The 16,715-nt window shown below is 34.3% G+C and carries 17 protein-coding genes and 1 pseudogene; 4 read left to right on the plus strand and 14 right to left on the minus strand.

The window, feature by feature from the left end; translation table 11 throughout:
* Positions 1 to 117 precede the first annotated feature (117 nt).
* The 4 genes and pseudogenes from ACFQZ1_RS24665 to ACFQZ1_RS24680 all read right to left on the minus strand — a co-directional run.
* A complete protein-coding gene (locus tag ACFQZ1_RS24665; protein ID WP_377884800.1) occupies positions 118 to 414 on the minus strand; it encodes a transposase in 297 nt (98 codons plus the stop codon).
* Between the two features lie 93 nt (positions 415 to 507).
* On the minus strand, positions 508 to 1,104 hold the full coding sequence (locus ACFQZ1_RS24670) for a YcnI family copper-binding membrane protein (protein WP_377884801.1): 597 nt from the start codon (positions 1,102 to 1,104) through the stop codon (positions 508 to 510).
* A gap of 73 nt (positions 1,105 to 1,177) precedes the next feature.
* Positions 1,178 to 2,833, minus strand: coding sequence for a copper resistance CopC/CopD family protein (locus ACFQZ1_RS24675; protein ID WP_377884802.1), 1,656 nt, complete (start codon positions 2,831 to 2,833; stop codon positions 1,178 to 1,180).
* Positions 2,834 to 3,191: 358 nt separating this feature from the next.
* Positions 3,192 to 3,651: pseudogene (locus ACFQZ1_RS24680) on the minus strand (alpha-L-glutamate ligase); the annotation flags it as partial.
* A 131-nt stretch (positions 3,652 to 3,782) separates the two neighbouring features.
* On the opposite strand from ACFQZ1_RS24680, the gene ACFQZ1_RS24685 reads away from it, so the two are divergent.
* Positions 3,783 to 4,535 (plus strand): aminoglycoside phosphotransferase family protein, encoded by a 753-nt coding sequence (locus tag ACFQZ1_RS24685; RefSeq protein ID WP_377884804.1) that lies wholly within the window; start codon positions 3,783 to 3,785, stop codon positions 4,533 to 4,535.
* A 470-nt stretch (positions 4,536 to 5,005) separates the two neighbouring features.
* On the opposite strand, the gene ACFQZ1_RS24690 is transcribed toward ACFQZ1_RS24685, so the two are convergent.
* From ACFQZ1_RS24690 to ACFQZ1_RS24715, 6 genes are all read right to left on the minus strand, one after another.
* Positions 5,006 to 5,482 carry a small multi-drug export protein gene (locus ACFQZ1_RS24690; RefSeq protein ID WP_377884805.1) on the minus strand — a complete coding sequence of 159 codons (477 nt, stop codon included), beginning with the start codon at positions 5,480 to 5,482 and terminating at the stop codon, positions 5,006 to 5,008.
* Between the two features lie 28 nt (positions 5,483 to 5,510).
* Positions 5,511 to 5,945, minus strand: a complete 435-nt coding sequence (locus ACFQZ1_RS24695) for a hypothetical protein (RefSeq protein WP_336481345.1) — start codon at positions 5,943 to 5,945, stop codon at positions 5,511 to 5,513.
* 6 nt (positions 5,946 to 5,951) lie between these two features.
* Positions 5,952 to 6,158, minus strand: coding sequence for a helix-turn-helix transcriptional regulator (locus tag ACFQZ1_RS24700; RefSeq protein ID WP_336480791.1), 207 nt, complete (start codon positions 6,156 to 6,158; stop codon positions 5,952 to 5,954).
* A 342-nt stretch (positions 6,159 to 6,500) separates the two neighbouring features.
* Positions 6,501 to 8,585: a hypothetical protein gene (locus tag ACFQZ1_RS24705; RefSeq protein WP_377884806.1), complete on the minus strand. Its 2,085-nt coding sequence runs from the start codon at positions 8,583 to 8,585 to the stop codon at positions 6,501 to 6,503.
* A 230-nt stretch (positions 8,586 to 8,815) separates the two neighbouring features.
* Positions 8,816 to 9,742, minus strand: coding sequence for an alpha/beta hydrolase (locus tag ACFQZ1_RS24710; RefSeq protein WP_377884807.1), 927 nt, complete (start codon positions 9,740 to 9,742; stop codon positions 8,816 to 8,818).
* On the minus strand, positions 9,739 to 10,791 hold the full coding sequence (locus ACFQZ1_RS24715) for an NAD-dependent epimerase/dehydratase family protein (protein WP_377884808.1): 1,053 nt from the start codon (positions 10,789 to 10,791) through the stop codon (positions 9,739 to 9,741). Before ACFQZ1_RS24715 ends, ACFQZ1_RS24710 begins: the two co-directional genes overlap by 4 nt.
* Positions 10,792 to 11,206: 415 nt before the next feature.
* Here ACFQZ1_RS24715 and ACFQZ1_RS24720 point away from each other — a divergent pair, with 415 nt between their 5' ends.
* Complete coding sequence (locus ACFQZ1_RS24720; RefSeq protein ID WP_336480795.1) at positions 11,207 to 11,347, plus strand: YrzI family small protein; 141 nt, start codon at positions 11,207 to 11,209, stop codon at positions 11,345 to 11,347.
* Between the two features lie 454 nt (positions 11,348 to 11,801).
* Here ACFQZ1_RS24720 and ACFQZ1_RS24725 read toward each other — a convergent pair whose 3' ends face one another.
* Positions 11,802 to 12,884, minus strand: coding sequence for an AI-2E family transporter (locus tag ACFQZ1_RS24725; protein WP_377884809.1), 1,083 nt, complete (start codon positions 12,882 to 12,884; stop codon positions 11,802 to 11,804).
* A 147-nt stretch (positions 12,885 to 13,031) separates the two neighbouring features.
* Between ACFQZ1_RS24725 and ACFQZ1_RS24730 the strand changes: the two genes are divergently transcribed.
* Positions 13,032 to 13,847, plus strand: coding sequence for an HNH endonuclease (locus tag ACFQZ1_RS24730; protein ID WP_377884810.1), 816 nt, complete (start codon positions 13,032 to 13,034; stop codon positions 13,845 to 13,847).
* 249 nt (positions 13,848 to 14,096) lie between these two features.
* On the opposite strand, the gene ACFQZ1_RS24735 is transcribed toward ACFQZ1_RS24730, so the two are convergent.
* Positions 14,097 to 14,189 (minus strand): putative holin-like toxin, encoded by a 93-nt coding sequence (locus tag ACFQZ1_RS24735; RefSeq protein ID WP_098308626.1) that lies wholly within the window; start codon positions 14,187 to 14,189, stop codon positions 14,097 to 14,099.
* A 184-nt stretch (positions 14,190 to 14,373) separates the two neighbouring features.
* Here ACFQZ1_RS24735 and ACFQZ1_RS24740 point away from each other — a divergent pair, with 184 nt between their 5' ends.
* Positions 14,374 to 15,354, plus strand: coding sequence for a phosphodiester glycosidase family protein (locus tag ACFQZ1_RS24740; RefSeq protein WP_377884811.1), 981 nt, complete (start codon positions 14,374 to 14,376; stop codon positions 15,352 to 15,354).
* A gap of 99 nt (positions 15,355 to 15,453) precedes the next feature.
* On the opposite strand, the gene ACFQZ1_RS24745 is transcribed toward ACFQZ1_RS24740, so the two are convergent.
* Both ACFQZ1_RS24745 and ACFQZ1_RS24750 read right to left on the minus strand, forming a co-directional pair.
* Complete coding sequence (locus tag ACFQZ1_RS24745; protein ID WP_377884812.1) at positions 15,454 to 15,927, minus strand: tetratricopeptide repeat protein; 474 nt, start codon at positions 15,925 to 15,927, stop codon at positions 15,454 to 15,456.
* Positions 15,928 to 16,012: 85 nt separating this feature from the next.
* On the minus strand, positions 16,013 to 16,714 hold the full coding sequence (locus tag ACFQZ1_RS24750; protein ID WP_377884813.1) for a phosphopantothenoylcysteine decarboxylase domain-containing protein: 702 nt from the start codon (positions 16,712 to 16,714) through the stop codon (positions 16,013 to 16,015).
* Position 16,715 lies beyond the last annotated feature (1 nt).

Genomic DNA, 16,715 nt, shown 5'->3' on the forward strand with positions numbered 1-16,715 from the left:
AAATTTGAATTTAAGTTATTTGAAATTCCCTTTCAAAAGTAACCGTATAACCTTTTTCGAACATCTCATGAATGACTTCAAACTTTCTCGTTTTGGATATAGCTTTTATGCCTCCTTTTACATCCCTAAGAGCTTTTTTAACATTTCATTCTCCACTTCTAATCGTCTAATCTTAGCTTCTGAATCTTCTGGTTTCGTTCTTGGTCTCCCTAGACCTGTTCCTTTCGCTTTACCGCGTTTTTCTTCTAGTCCTTTGATCCCTTCAGCTTCAAAGTGTTTCACCCAACGACTTACGACTGAGTGATGAATTCCTAATTCTTTAGCAACGGTTTTATAGCTCATTCCTTCTTTCAAGTACAAATCTACTGCTTTTTTCTTAAATTCTATATCGTAAGTTACTCTAATTTTCCCCATAGAAAAACCCCCTCCATAGTAAACAGATTAATGTGCTTTCTTTTTACTGTCTACTATAAGGGGATTATATCAAGATGATAGGCTCTTTCTTTTTTATTGTTTTTTACGACGGAATACAAAGATACATGTACCTAGTGAAACAATAATAGAAAGAATGGATAAAAGAATAGCAGTTATTTGCAGGCTTGTACTTTCTTTTTCTTTTGAATCAGATGCTTTTAATTCTCCATGTTCTCCTGTTAGCACTGTCCCTTTTGTAATGGTAGTAAATGAATGCGGTTTATCGGTTTTCTCGTCACCTGTCCATTCTACAATATCTCCATCCTTATACTGCTGATATGCATCCCAAGGCACTTTTTGCTCTTTATCTGGATTTTTCGCAATAAACGTAAATTGCTGAAATTGACCTGGTAAAATCCCTTCTCCAGTCGCTTCCCACGTAACCGATTTAATTTTTCCAGACGTATCTTTTTGTTCACTGACTTTCCATCCCGGTACCGGCTCATACTGTTGAAACTCTACTCCCTCTGGGATTTTAAGCGTAATTTTGGTTGTTGCCATATCCTTTTCAACAGGCACCTTTATTGTATATGTTTCCCAAGAACTAACTCCAGAAGTAGCCGGTTTCACAGTTACATGTGCACTAACAGGTAACGAAAAAAGCCCCATTGCAATTACTGTTGCTATCATTGTTGTTCCTATTTTTTTATACGTTTCATTTTCCTATAACTCCTTTTTGTTTCTCTCTAAGTAGCTCTTCACTTTATCGGCCGCCTACCATAAATTGAAAATCCGTATCAAAACTATCGAGAGATTTTGTTAACCCATGGACATGTATGTTCCATTTACCTGTCATGTTAATATACATTCCTTCTGCTTGATACGATCCTGGTGAAATTGAAGAAACTCTAAACGTACCTTTTCCCATATCCATGTCTAAAGATTTCGTTGTCACTACGATTTGCTCCATGTCGGTAACAGGTTGTCCATTTGTATCCTTTAAATCAACACGGAATGTATTCATCCCTACCTTATTTGGACTAACATGTAAAGTAAGTTCATATCCATTATCGAGTTTTTGATTTCCTGTAAAAGGTCCAGTTGGCGGCATCGGTGGCGTTTGTACATTTGTTAAAAAAGCTACTATTATAAAAATAGCTACCCCTACACAAAACTCCACTTTCACCGTAGCACCTAATTTTTTCTGTCTCCTCATCCTTCCCTTCACATAATGAATAAGTCCCAATATCCCCATACCAATAAATAAAATAAATTTCATTAACAATGCTAATCCATAACTTGTATCAAATAACGAATGAATCGTTGGAATAAAGAAGGTAGTATTAAAGAGACCGGTTACGAAAAGAATAATGACCGCACATATTGCCCATGGTGAAAAACATTTAATAGCATCCCAATACATCGTCCATCTCCCATCCTCATGGTCTTTAGGTAAAAGAAGGACGATTGTCGATAATCCCCCAATCCATAGCGAAGCTGCAAGTAAATGTAAAAAATCCATAGTTACAGCGATTTCTTTATACTTTAAACCATATGCATGACTATTCATTGCTTTCATAATAAGTAAACCAATGAAAAATAGAATCGGAATTGTCCATACCTTGAACGATGAAGGCCTTTCTCGTTTTAAAGCAACAGATGTAACAGCAATCAGTGTTATTACTAGTACCATCTGAGCCATCCATATATATCCAAAAACAGATAGCTGTAATGTTTCTTTTAATAGTGAAGGTTGAAAAGTATCTATCCATGAAACATCAGCATTTATCTTCGCTTGTAAAGGAAGAGTAAATAGTAAGCTAATGAACATACCCAGCAACGAAGTCCAAATGAGTTTACTACTTCTTGATTTTACTTTATTAAAATCCCCTTTATAAATAATAAGATTAAAAAATAGAACACCTATATAGAGAGAAAAACTTGTATATAGAATTCCTCTTTCTATCAGCATATCCAACTGCGGGACATAACCAATTTCTTCTGCCTGTATATCACTCGTTCCTTTTCCCTCTGCCCCAATACGGAACGGAATGACACCTTGAATGGGATGCCCATCAGCAGAAATAGCTTTCCACTGAATGGAATACGTACCATTTGGTATATTTTGCTTTACTCCAGCTTCTAATAATTTGGGATTCTTTTTATCAATATGAGCATTTTTTAAATCTACTCGTTTCCCTGAAGCATCCCTTACGGATACTGTATTAAAGTGTGAGGACTGAAGCATTTCATCAAATTCTATCTTTACAACAGAAGGTGCTTTCTCTAACGTTTCATTTTCTGCAGGGTTTGATTTAACAATATAAGCATGAGCGGAAGCAGTTGTTGGTACCACTCCCATTAATACACATGCCATTATCATCCATGCTCCTAATTTTCTTAATACACTCACATTCATTTCACTTCTTTCTTTTGTATCACTGTATTTCACTTGAAAGTTAATAAAGTATCACTATTTTTATTCTCTTTTCTAAAAATTAACCTCATTACGTATTAAATAGTAAAATATAAATTTTCATTATGAACTGTTCACGCACCATCTCGAACTTACACTTATAAAGCTACTATCTTTACAAAAATCACTTATCTTTAGAAAGCTAGTTACGATTATAACATATAATATATAAATACAAGTTTTTAAAGAAGAAAAGAAACAGTGAATCATTTGTGAAGAAAGTGTGAAATCCACTTTCATACAGCATAATTCCTCACAAAAAAGGTATTACGCCAATGCGTAACACCTTTTTTGATCAACATTATTTAACTGACTCTACTTGTTTTTCTAATTCTGTTCCAAGGAATTTAGCAAGCTCAAGCATGCCAAATCGATTAGCTACAGACTCTGCGTCAGAATTATAGTTTGTGTTTGTATTGATATCATACGTATAAATTGTTCCATCTGAACTGCGAATAAATTCAATACCAGCAACAGCAATTTCATTTTTTCAGAAATTCCTTGTATTGTTCAATAATTGGTTCATGGAAATCCGATATAATTTCAAATTTTGCTGGAGCCTCTTTCTTACTCTCTCCTACTGGGCAAAAAGCATCGTCAATGGAGCATGCATCTGCCGGACAAAGCTCAAAACCTTCTGATGTATCTACTTTAACTGCATATACAAACTGACCGCCTACAAACTCACAGCGTGTAATATACGGTTCAGGTGCTTCAATATATTGCTGGATTAAAGTAATTCCATCAGTGGGGCTCTCCCACTGATGGAAAGCTCTCTCCAATCGGGCTTTTACGGACAGTTTAGTAGCAAAAGGATTTTACTATAATTACATCGAATTTATGAGGTAAAGTGCAGGGTATTATTGTAATTTATTTTAAGGAGAGAAAATAATTGAACCTAGGTAATCAAATAGCTATGGGAAATACAGCAAAGATATATCTTTGTGATAATAAAATTGTGAAAGTGTTTAAAAAACACTTTCACAATACAGAATCTTTATATGAGGCAAAGAAACAAGAATACGCTTATTCATGTGGGCTTCACGTCCCCAAGATATTAGAAGTCACAGAAATAAAGAGTAGACAAGCAATTATAATGAAATATGTAAAAGGGAAAACAGTAGGTGATCTCTTAATAAATAATATGGAATTAGCTGAGCATTACATAAATATTTGTGTCAATATACAACAAAAGATGCATGCTGTTGCTGTTGATTCAAATTTACTTGAACCGATGTCAGAAAAATTACATCGCCAGATTGAGTCCGTACATAATTTAGATGAAAAACAAAAGGATAAATTATTAAGAAAATTGGATTCAATGGTATTTGAACCTAGGCTATGTCATGGAGATTTTCATCCATTTAATTTAATCATGAGTAATGATAACGTGAATATTATTGATTGGGTTGATTCTAGCTCAGGAGATATTCGTGCAGATGTATTTCGAACATATCTATTGTATTCACAGTATTCAGTAGAATTAGCTGAAATGTATTTACGTCTATATTGTAAAAATACTGGTTTATCCAAGGATGAAGTTTTTCAATGGGCTCCTATTATTGCAGGGGCAAGATTATCAGAAAATGTATCTTCAGAAAACATAGAACGTCTATATAAGTTAGTAGATCAATATTGTAATTAAGGGATATCTTATTATGAAACTATAGAAGCAGCATTCCTGTAATGAATAAAATTAAAATAATGTGTTTTTTAGGGTAGTTGAACAAAATTTGCGAATAAATGTACTTAAACAAATTGAGGTGTTTATTTAATAGATTTTATTGAAATGATCAAACTTTATTTCAAAGTTACACCAACCGCTAGTTTTTAAATGTAGTGCAGTGCTTTAAGAAAGAAGACAGATTCTTTTATGAGAATAAATCCCACCTTTTTATGTAGAAAGGTGGGATTTATTTATGGTACAGTCATTTCTCAGAGAACTACACTATATTTAAAATTCATTTATTGTCTGTTTACTAGAATTCAAATTAAAAAAAGTGTTAAAATCCCTAAAGTTATTGTGGTCAATTATATCTCCGTACCATAGGAGAGAACTTAAAAGAAACCTATTTAAGTATTACACTTTAGATTATATAAAATCTTTATGTTATCCTAAATGATATTTAAAAAGCTAAACCCATACATCGAAGCAACTACAAAAATGACTGTCCATACTGCTAGACTTACCGTCATCCAACTTATGACGTGTCTCCGGGAAGATCCAAATGTTAAAGCTAGTACGGCCGCAATATCAGTCCCTACAAGAATTGGAGCTAGCAGAGCTAAACCCGGAATACCATATCGTTCCCATATTCGTCTTGATCTGGTTTCCTTTTTAGAAGGTGTTGTTATCCCTTTTTTAAATTTTCTTGCCGTTCGCCATTTTGCAAACTGCTTAAAGAAGAAGCCCAGTAATAGAACCAAAATAAGATTCCCTGTAAATGCCGTCAGTCCTACTGCAAATGGTTGTAATCCCCATACGATACCGAGTGGTACAACAATTGATACATCCATCCATGGAGCAAAAGCCAATAAAAATAAAACCAAATATTGCCATAATTCACCTGCATTTTGAGCCCACTCCAACATACTGTTTCATCTCCCTTTTTTGTTCAGATTAAATACGATTTAAAACACGAATAGTAGTTAGCCAATAGACAATGTATTGACCTACACCTAGTACACCAATGCACATTAATGGAACGAGAATATTATGAGAAAAGAGGAAGCAAATTCCTGCCGTTACTGGAAGGGCAAAGCTATAATAAATATACACATTCCTACAAGCCTTATAGGTGACCCACTGTTGACCTTCATCTATTTCACGAAATTCGGATGGTATAAATCCAAATACTTTAATCTTATCATCAGGATTCTTTCGGTTATAAAGCTTTGTAAGAATGAACCACAAAAAAGTAAACATTACCAAAATCCCAAAACACATTCTAGCCAAAGCGACCTGTGTGCTCATAAGAGAAAACAGTAAAAATGCAATGATCAATACAAATAAACTCGCACCAATAAGCGGTGACCTCAAAATCTGTTTCATCATACTCATTTATTCCTTTCCTTTTAAATAAAAAACATCTTCTACAGTAACATTAAACGCAGCAGCTATTTTTAACGCCATAGTGACAGATGGAGAATAATCACCTTTTTCAATTAATCCGATTGTCTGCCTTGTCACTCCAATTGCATCGGCCAAGTCTTGCTGAGTCCACCTAAATCGTGCTCGTAATTCTCTAACTCTGTTTTCAAGCATCACAATTTCCCTTCCCTCATTTTCTATCATTGTAAATGATTACCAACAAAATGTAAACAATCATTTGCATTTTGTAATAAATAATTGCTCAAGAAAACATAAATAACACCATCTATTACTAAAATGGCGTTGTTTAGCTTATATGGCTTTTAAAATTTAATTAAGTACAAATAGAATTAAACATTTTGATTAGACCTTCATTTTATAACTTCGCATCACTTGCACATAAGAACACAAAAACAGACTGTAGAGAAACTTTTCTCCACAGTCTGAAAAATACCTTTTATACCTTGTTCCCGCTGTACGAATGGATAATAAGATTTCCCACTCATGCACATTTTACTTTCACTGAATTTCAATTACTCTGCTATTTCCATTCTTTGCAATTTGTACTTTAGCATACAGCCCCTCCCCTTTTACAAGGGTAACAGGAACTGCACGCGTACTTCCTATCGTAATATACCCGTAGTTCATATATCCTTTTATCCAGATACCTTTTTCCTTCGAGTAGTCATTGATCTTTATTTTATCTATTCGATAACTCTCTCCCTGTCCTTTTTTCAATTTTATAAATACAGGTGTTTTTGTTTCTTTTTTTGTGTCACGATTCAACATCATTTCGTTCGCTTCCACTTCTATTTTGTAAAAAAACCACACTTTTTTCGTTTGAGCTGATTTCTCAATTGGATTTTCTAATTCTAGTAACACAGTATTACTGTTATAATAGTTCCATTCTTGATGTGTAACAGTACCTAATAAAATAAAAGTAGAAAGTATACCCACTAACCATACATATTTTTTCTTGTATGTTATGATATATGTTATAATATTCTCTTGTTTTTGCGGCTTTTTTGTTTGTAACAATACAACCCCTGCAAGAATTAACATCCAGCTCAATCCATAGTTTCCAATATAATTTGTTTCATACATAATAAGATTCGTAAACAAATAAATAACGATACCAATCCGCTTCATTACAGAATTCTTTACATAAAGCATACCTAACACAAGAAGTAATATATATCCACCGTGTGCGATTACAATAAACCAAGAATCCGCACCTTCATATTTCTCTAACAAATAGAAAAATACATACATCATTCCAAACCCAACACTATTTCGTAATAAAAGTTCATTTTTTCGTGCAATCGCAAAAATGAAAAATCCGATATGAATGAGTACGAGATAACTCATACTTGCTGAATAATCCGTATTTCTCATACATTCGCTTAGTATAATTCCTTCCAATAGCCACCATAAACTATGTCGTTCTGCCTTATGTTTTGCGAACATCCAATACACAAAAATACAACTAGCATACAACACTCCCCATAAGTAATGATGATTTGTTACAAGCGTTGTAATTCCCGCCATGATGGCAAAAACAAATAAAAAAATTCGCAAAAATTTTGCTGTTATTTTTTTATATCCCAATATTCCAAGTACGCTTAGCGTAGCGCCTACAATCATAATCATGCTGCTTTTTCTTAATGTTTCCCATAAAATGAAATAAAGACTCGCAAGAAAAAGAACACTTCCAATTGAGCTTACTAAAACATACAGCACATATTCTCCTATTTTCCGATGATTTGTTTGTGTTTGATTCTTTTTTTCTTGCCAAGTAAAAAATTGCTGCGAAATTACAACAAACAAAACGACCAATCCCATCAATATATAAGAGATATTCATAGTTAAATTTGTAAATAGATTGGTGATGTCTATCAATGCATGCAATGACCACGCCGTTAAGATTGCGCCAGTTGTTATTCTATATAAATTTCCTTCTTTTAACCTTTTAAATATAATAACGTACATGGCTGTCATGAGGATCGCACACACTACTTTGATCCAATAGTTAGGCTCTCCTCCTTCGTATAAACTTACAAGGTACACCATCCATAATCCTAATAAACTAGTTGTGTAAAATAAATAACGCCCCGGCATTTTCAGCTCAATTCGGTACCATATAAGGGAAGCGATAGTTATTATAATAGATTGCCATTTATCTGAAACAGTAAACCACTTCATTTCGTTTATCGTTGATAAAAAGAAAAGTAACGCTCCGCCTCCAAGCACATACCATTCTGCTTTTTTGTCTGTTACATAAAGATATAACGCTGGAAGTAACCAACTAACAGAGAGCCATACTTCTTCGTTTTCTACACCGTAAATATTTCGAAGCATCCAACATGACCACGCATAAGCGAGATATAAAGTTACACGCATTCCTCTTAGAAACAACGTGTTTGCACACATTACATTTGTTATCGCAAAATACCACACTATTCCAATGATAAGTACCCCGATTACAGCTAAGCTTTGATACACGGTAGCCCATGAGTAGCGCATAGTCATCGTTAAAATGATATAAGCACCAAGTAGCGACCATACTCCAAGTATTTTAAAAATGTCATCTTTCCAACCTTTCATCCCCCATCCCTCCTTCTACAAGTGTATTCTTTTATACATATTTTTTACTTATAATTTATATATTTTTCCAATTTATTATTTTTGATTTAATCATATAAGGTAATGCTATAAAGAAAATAAAAAGATCAAGGTTTCTCTTATTTTTATAGAAACCTTGATCTTCTCAACACTTTATTCTAAAAGATTTCAACACGTAGTAACCGTCCTTTATTCTTTAAATATAATAGCATTTACATCCGTTCTAGTATGGTCTTTATCACGACCTCCGGATTTTCCAACTGAATCGAATGACCATTCTCTGTTTGAATATGCTTTGTACAGTTTGTTAGTTGGCATAAAAGTTGCTGCAGCTCTTTCCATGTTGGATCTGAATTGTTAGAACTAATCACGATTACCGGCAAGTTTTCTCGTAAGCTATTTGCTCGTTTTACTTGTTTCGCTGACTCTTCACTATACAGCATCTCTTTATAGACAGCTTCATATGCTCCGGCAGTGTATCCCACATGTTTTACGTGATCTTGAACTTGCGCCGGAAGGCTCCTGCCTCCTACTGGCATCTTTAATAAACGCGGCAAACCAATCGTAGAAGTAATATATCCTAATCTCATTTGTTTTACACTTTTTACGTATTGTTGTAATCTCTCCTCGTTCATTTCCTCCTTTAAATATCGATTTTCATGTACAGCATCAACCAATACAATTCCTTCCACTTCATCAGGATATTGACTTGCAAATAAACGCATATTTAGTCCTGCAAATGAATGTGCTACTAAAATATAAGGAGGAGCAATTTGCATTTTTTCTAAAGCAATTTTCAAATCATTGACTACTTCTTGACTAGTCGATAAACCACTTCTCGTATCACTCCAGCCATATCCAGCCCGGTCAAAAGAAACCACCCTTGTAAACTTTGATAATTCAGGCTGGACAAGACACCAAGCTAAGCAATTACCACTTAATCCTGCATCTAAAATAACAGTCGGATTTCCATTTTCTTCACCAGAAATCATAGTATGAACATTACGACCATCTACATTTACAATACTTCCAGGCTCTTTCGTTGCATTCTTTTTTCTTATGTACATATTTACAGCTGTAAATGGAAATAGTACTGTGCTAATTGCTGTTTTTAAAAGAGAATCTGCTTGAAAACTCATGACAATGGTTGTGCCTCCATCCAACTTTTCAATAATTGTTGTTCTTTTTCAAATGCTAACCCTGCTTTTCGTTCTTCGGTTTCACTATGCAACTGTTCCCACTTCCAAATATCAAAAATAGTTTCTTCAAGTGAGCGAAATGTCAGCCCCGTACTTAACACCTTATCAATATTAAATGAACCGTCACCTCGCCAAGGTTCTTTCTCTTCTGGAAGAGCAAATTCCTCCGGTATCCATAACGGCATTTCAGTCCAAGGTGCTACATTGTTCTCAAGTAAAAACTTTTCACTTACCCAAACAAATTCTGCGTCACTATTTGTTATACCTTTGCAACTTTCTAATAACCGCTCCATTGTTAATGGATAGTCTGGTCCTGTCACATTATAAATTCCTGTAATATTTCGTTGAATCATGTTAACAATCCAAATCGCCAAATCTTTCACATCAATAAATTGCACTCTTCTTTTGGGATTTCCTGGCGCTAATACTCGGCCACCTTTTGCGATTCGTTTTATCCAATAAGGTAACCGATCTGAATAATCATTTGAGCCGACAATAAGCCCCGCTCTTACAGACAGTACTTGACCCGGCAAATGTTTCTCAGCTTCTATTTCGCATAATCTTTTTAAAGGACCATAATACTCGTTGTAAGTAGTCCCTGTGGCACTCCGGTTAATTTCTGCTGCTTTTTCTTCCGATAAAGCTTGCACTTCATAATCTTCTGTAATTCCCATTGGAATCCAATCTTTATATACAGACAAACTAGAGATGTAAGTATAATGCCGGACATGATTTGCTAACATAGATGTGGACTTCTCTACAGTTCGCGGAGCAAATCCGCACGTATCAACTGCTGCATCCCATACTCTTCCCTTCAGTACATTTATGTCTCTATCTCGGTCACCGATAAGCACTTCTACTTTTTTATCTTTGAAAATATCATTGTTGTTACCCCGATTCAAAATAGTCACTTCGTGGTTTCTCTTCAATGCTTCTTCAACAACAGCTCTTCCTAAAAAGCGTGATCCACCTAAGATTAATAATTTCATTCCCATCCCTCCTCACACTAATAATTCGTCATTTTCGATAACATTTCCCTTAGAAGTTATGCGATTTCATCAAAATTCAAAATTTTTATCCTATTTTTACATTTCAAGGGTTTACAAAAGTTACCTAATTGTATATACTTACTTAAGTAAGAAAAAATTTCCAAAGGAGGTCGAATGAAATGATGAAAATAAGTGTTTATGTAGCATCTGTCTTACAATCAAATATATATTCGACCACCCATATGGAGAATTGAAAATCGCCTTTATTATGATTAAATAATTCTGCCACAGGAGGTCGAATGCCTTCCTGTGGCTTTTTCACGCCTTGCCGCAGGAGCAATTTGTCTTCCTGTGGCTTTTTTGTGCGATTTTCGCCTTCTTACAAATTTATTCACTCGAGAGGAGTAAACAGTATATGACATTTCATGTATTCTTTTTAACGATTACGATTCAAAAAACACGTCTATCTAGAGAAGAACTTGAACATGAACAACGTGTTCAAAAGATCATGGACGAAGTAAAAGATCGTCAAATTTCGTTTTATAACCACCTTTAATTTTTTAATAACAAATAACAATGAAAGGAGATGTTTAGAATGATTTTGTCAAAACGGCGAATTATGATTTGGATTGCGGAGGTAGACTCTGCATAACAAATCATAATCTTATGTGAGAATGTTAAATAAACGAAGATAAGTATTTAAAAGAATTTCATTATGTGTAACCGGAGATATAATCATGAAAGCTATGAAGAATTTATTAGATGGATGATTCTTTTTCAAATCTCACCCGAGCGTGTAAAACCAATGTTGGAGGTACGGCGTGAATATATAGATGAGATCTACAATGAAATTATAGAAAAATACAGCACTATTGAAAGTTATCTTTATTAAACTTGTAACATAGAGCAAAGTAGTTTGCAGAATCTGAAAAATCTACTGCTGGAATAAAACCATACTATCGGTACTAAAATACAAGAAGACCAGCTACAATACGTAACTGGTCTTCTTTCTACTTCTTATTCTTTTTCAATTGAAACAGCCTTACTACATTTAAAACGATTGTTTTCGTCACAGCATATGCTGGTACAGCTAAAATCATCCCGATAATTCCCGCAAAATTTCCGACACCAAGAATTAACACGATAATCGTTAACGGATGAATGTTTAATTTTTCACTCATAATTCGTGGTGATAGAATATTACTTTCGAATTGCTGAACAATCGTTACAACTACAATAACCCATAACGCTTGCACCGGTGATACAAATAATCCAACAATAACCGCGGGCGCTGCCCCAATGAACGGACCTAAGTTTGGAATAATATTTGTGATTGCCGCCACAACTCCTAAAACAAAAGCATAAGGCATCCCTATGATTAAATAACCAACAAATGTAAAAGCCCCAACAAATAAACAAACAAGCGCTTGGCCTTGAATGTATGCAGCAAGAGTTTCATTCATTTCTTTTAAGACACGACGCCCTTCTTCACGATACGACTCTGGTAAAAAACGAACTGCTGCTCCAGGAAATTTATGTCCATCTTTAAACATATAAAACAAAATAAATGGAACTGTGAAAATTACTAATGCAACGTTTGTAATTATACCAAATAATACACTCGCACTCGATGTAAGCGTATTTGGTACATCTTTCAAATAATTGAGAGCATTCTTTTCTAATACTTCAAGTGAAACATAATCTTGTGTTGTAAGCCATTGAAATAACCTATGATTTGATAAATCTGCTATGTATTCTTTCCCTACCTTAATATAAGTTGGCATATTCTTTACTAAATCCATAAGTTGATGAGAAAGAGTTGGAACCACAACACCAACCGAAACGGCTATTAATGCAATAATGAATACGTACAGCAGCAAAATAGCTAAATTACGCGGCACTTTTTTGTTCTCTAAAAAAAGAAGAACTGGGTTAAACATAAAATAAAGAAATAAAGCAATTAAAATAGGGAAAAACAATGTGGAAATAAAAATACCGATTGGCTGAAATAAAAACGAAATTTTTGTACAGATAAAAATAATCGTTACAACCATCAGCACTTCTAATGTCCAAAAATGAGCTCTCGATTTCAAAAAAAAATCCTCCTTTTAAATTTCTCCTCTAATTGTAACAAATCAAAACGAAATTTTACATGCTATTTCCTCGTTCTTTATTCCAAAAACAAAATAAATACACTACAATAAAGACATATAAAAATTTGCAACTAAAAGGTGATAACTATGACCATGTGCAGTATATGTAGAGAAAAAGAAAAAGAAAAACAACATATAGAACAATATGTTATTCCAGAAGTGTTATGTGGATATTACTATATCAATACAGTGTGTGAAACATGTCATGAAAAAATAATAACAAATGTAGATCGTCCATTAATTAGCCATAAATTAATACAGTATAAAATTGATCAACTTAAACATCAAATTGACTCCCCTCTTCTTGATATATATGATGAAGAATATACAAATGACGAAACTGATACCGACGAATTTCAATTTTCAAATTCCCTTATTATGAAACTATGTAAAAGACACGATATCTCACTTCATGATGAAATATGGAAAGAAGAACGAATAAAAAAAGTTTCCGGTTCCATTCAACGCGAATTACTGCTTGATAATCGCAAATATAAGATGAGTTTATTGAAAATGGCTTATTTATTTGCTGTAAATACAATAGATGGTTATTTTCATGATCCAGACGCAGTTGCAATTTCTAACATTTTATTCAACGTAGATTTTATTGAATTAAAAGATAGAAATATTGTGCGAGATTTAAGCAAAAGCTCATTGTGGAACACATTAAATACTGATTACGAAAATCATTATTTCATTTTATTAAGTGACAAAGATGGCTTATTCTGCTTTATTCGTCTCTTCGATGTATTTGATGTCGTTGTTCATCTTTCTCAAAAAACATACGACCTTCCGTCACCAATTATTGGTGTAAATGATACAATCAATCAAGAGTTTTACAAAAAAAGTTTAAAAGAATATATGAATGGATTATTTAAAACGACAAGCACAATTCGATCTTAAAAAATAATCAATATCATCACAAAAATAGGAACATACGGTCTCCTTTCTTACATAAACAGGATTGTGCTATAATAACAATGAAAAGAACGATACAATCAAATAAATAAATCAAATTAGCATATGAATAAAAAAAGACTAGTGTGCGGCAACACACTAGTCCCATATAACTCAGCAGAGTGGATTATTCATTATCCTATTTTGTTTCTTATGAATGAAACAACCCACCTTCTATTGGCGTAGAGTGGGTTGTTATTTTTTGAGCTTGTCAATTAATAACACAACAAACGTCAGCAATGCAATGAGAAAAAGACCACCTTGCAAAAGTAACGAAAGTTCACTCAAATTATCACCCCCCTTCATTAGAGAAGTGATAATAGAACAACCACCCTGGCCATGAGTTACTCTTTCATTTTATCATATTTTTCTAATTTTTACGATGAAAACCGGTAAGCTTTATGCTTGCCGGTTTTTAATTGTGTTGAAAAATAATAAATGTGACATACTATGAAAAAAAGAAGGTATTCATATGAAACGAAGGATAAAAAAGGGAATAAAACGAATAAGTCTCGTACTCCTCATTGTCCTAGCAGGAGGAGTGATTTGGTTGTACGCTACAAGCGCTGGCCATAAACTTCGCGAAATGATCGGAGGATCTATTCTGTCATCACAGCACCCGCAATTCGCAAGACTGCTTTTGTCAAAAAGTGAAATTCAACAATTGGAAACTGCTATTTATGCACCGCCCACCCAAAAATCAAAACTTCCCAATTTTTTGTTTTCGCGTAAAAAACAGCACTTATCTGTAACAGTTGAAACGCACGAAGATTCACATTTCACAGCAAAAATAATGAAGGTTAACGATCCGACTACCATTCATTTAGTAAGTTCCAAATATCATAATCAAGGACAACCATTATCTGATCTCATTGAACAAAATGGTGCTATTGGAGGTATCAACGCAGGGGGATTTAAAGATCCAGGAGGTGTTGGGCGTGGCGGAGAAGTCATAGGGATTGCAATTTCTGATGGCATTATTCGTTCAGAGCCTGGATTTAGTCGAGATGCACGTAATGCTGTTTGCGGATTCACAAAAAAAGGACAATTCATTACAGGAACATACTCCATTAATGAGTTAGAACATATGAACGTAACACAAGCTGTTACATTCGGACCGCAACTGATTGTAGACGGAAAAGATATAGTGACGGATCAAATTGAAGAAGCATATGGCTGGGCGCCCCGAACAGGAATCGGACAAGATTCACAAGGGAATGTAATAATGATTGTAACAGACGGAAGATTTTATTGGAACAAGCACCACCGTGGTGCTTCTATGAGAGATATGGTATCCATTTTCCAAAAATATGGATGTATAGATGCATTTGCCTTAGACGGTGGAGGTTCTTCAACGATGATTTATAAAGGAGAATTACAGCTTAAACCTGCAACTGAAACCTCCATAGGAATGCGATATCTTCCAAATGCATTTGTAATCATCCCGAAATAACAAGTACTCATTAAAGAATGTTGTTATTTCAGTACCCTTAACTACCGGCTAAATGTTTCATTTTTCGGCCGGTAGTTATTTACTTTTAACCCTACCATTTTATTTAAAGATTTCATTTAAACGCTCTTTATAAAATGTAATTGCTTTTGCATATGTTTTTACACTTTCCGTTTTCATTGCCACATCTAGCAGGAGCTTCATCGCTTCTTCATGAGATTGTACATTATACTTTGCCATGGATAAAAACACTTTCATGATATCATCATCTGGATAACGCTCTATTCCAGCTTCTAATGCATCAATCGCTTTCTCATATTCCCCAATACAGCGATATGTACTCCCTAAACCGATATAAGCACCACGTAAGCTTTCTCCTTCTAATCCTAATTCAATAGCTTCCTCATAATATGGGATAGCTTCAGTTTCCATTCCCATCGCATCATGCGTCCATGCACATTGATACAAGACTTCTGGATCTTGCGTAAAGTTTGTTAAACCTAACAATATCTCTCTTGATTGAACAAATTTTTTCTCGATGCGCAGTTGGATTGCTTTTTTTAGTAGATTTTCCATCCCCTTGCCCCCTTATTTCACTCAATATATCTATGTATGATTCCCAGAATTACCTTTTAGTGATATATACGTATATTCCTGCCTATTATGAGTGGGGAATAAGCAATTTTTTCTCTTCAGAATGAACCATTGCAATTTTATCAATCAAATTTTTTGCTGTAGCTGCTTTATCGTTACACACTTGCACGTCACCATCTTTAGAAATAATGTAGTGGTTCGTTTCATAGCTATATAACGCATCCGAAGCATTCGCAACCATAAAATCTGCTTGTGAACCTTGCATTCGAACTTGCGCTCTATTTAGTAATTCTTGTTGATTTACACCACTTTCTAATTTAAATCCAGCTAATACAACATTTGGATCCCATTGTTTAATTTGTGCTAATACCTTTGGAGCTTTCTTAAAATGAATAACTGGCGGCATATCGCTTGATAATTTACCTATTTCATTCATTACATTTCCGTCTTGATCGACAATTTTATCAACAATCCAGTCTGATCCAGCCGCCGCCATAATAACAATATCTATTTTTTCACTAGTAATTATTTGTTTCATTTTATCTTGTAAATCGACAATTCCTTCAAAAGAGTAGGACGAAAGACTATCATCTGCTTCAGGTTTCTCTGCAAAATACCCGTGTAAATATACAACAGAAGCCCCGGCATTTAAAGCTTCTTCCGCAAGAAGTCTTCCCATTCTTCCAGTTGACAAATTTGTATGCCCTCTTACTTGATCCCACTTTTCTAAACAACCGCCGCTTGTAATTAATACCTTTTTATCCTTCATG

It is taken from the genome of Bacillus sp. CGMCC 1.60114 (genome assembly GCF_042676365.1).
GTDB classification, from domain to species: domain Bacteria; phylum Bacillota; class Bacilli; order Bacillales; family Bacillaceae_G; genus Bacillus_A; species Bacillus_A rhizoplanae_A.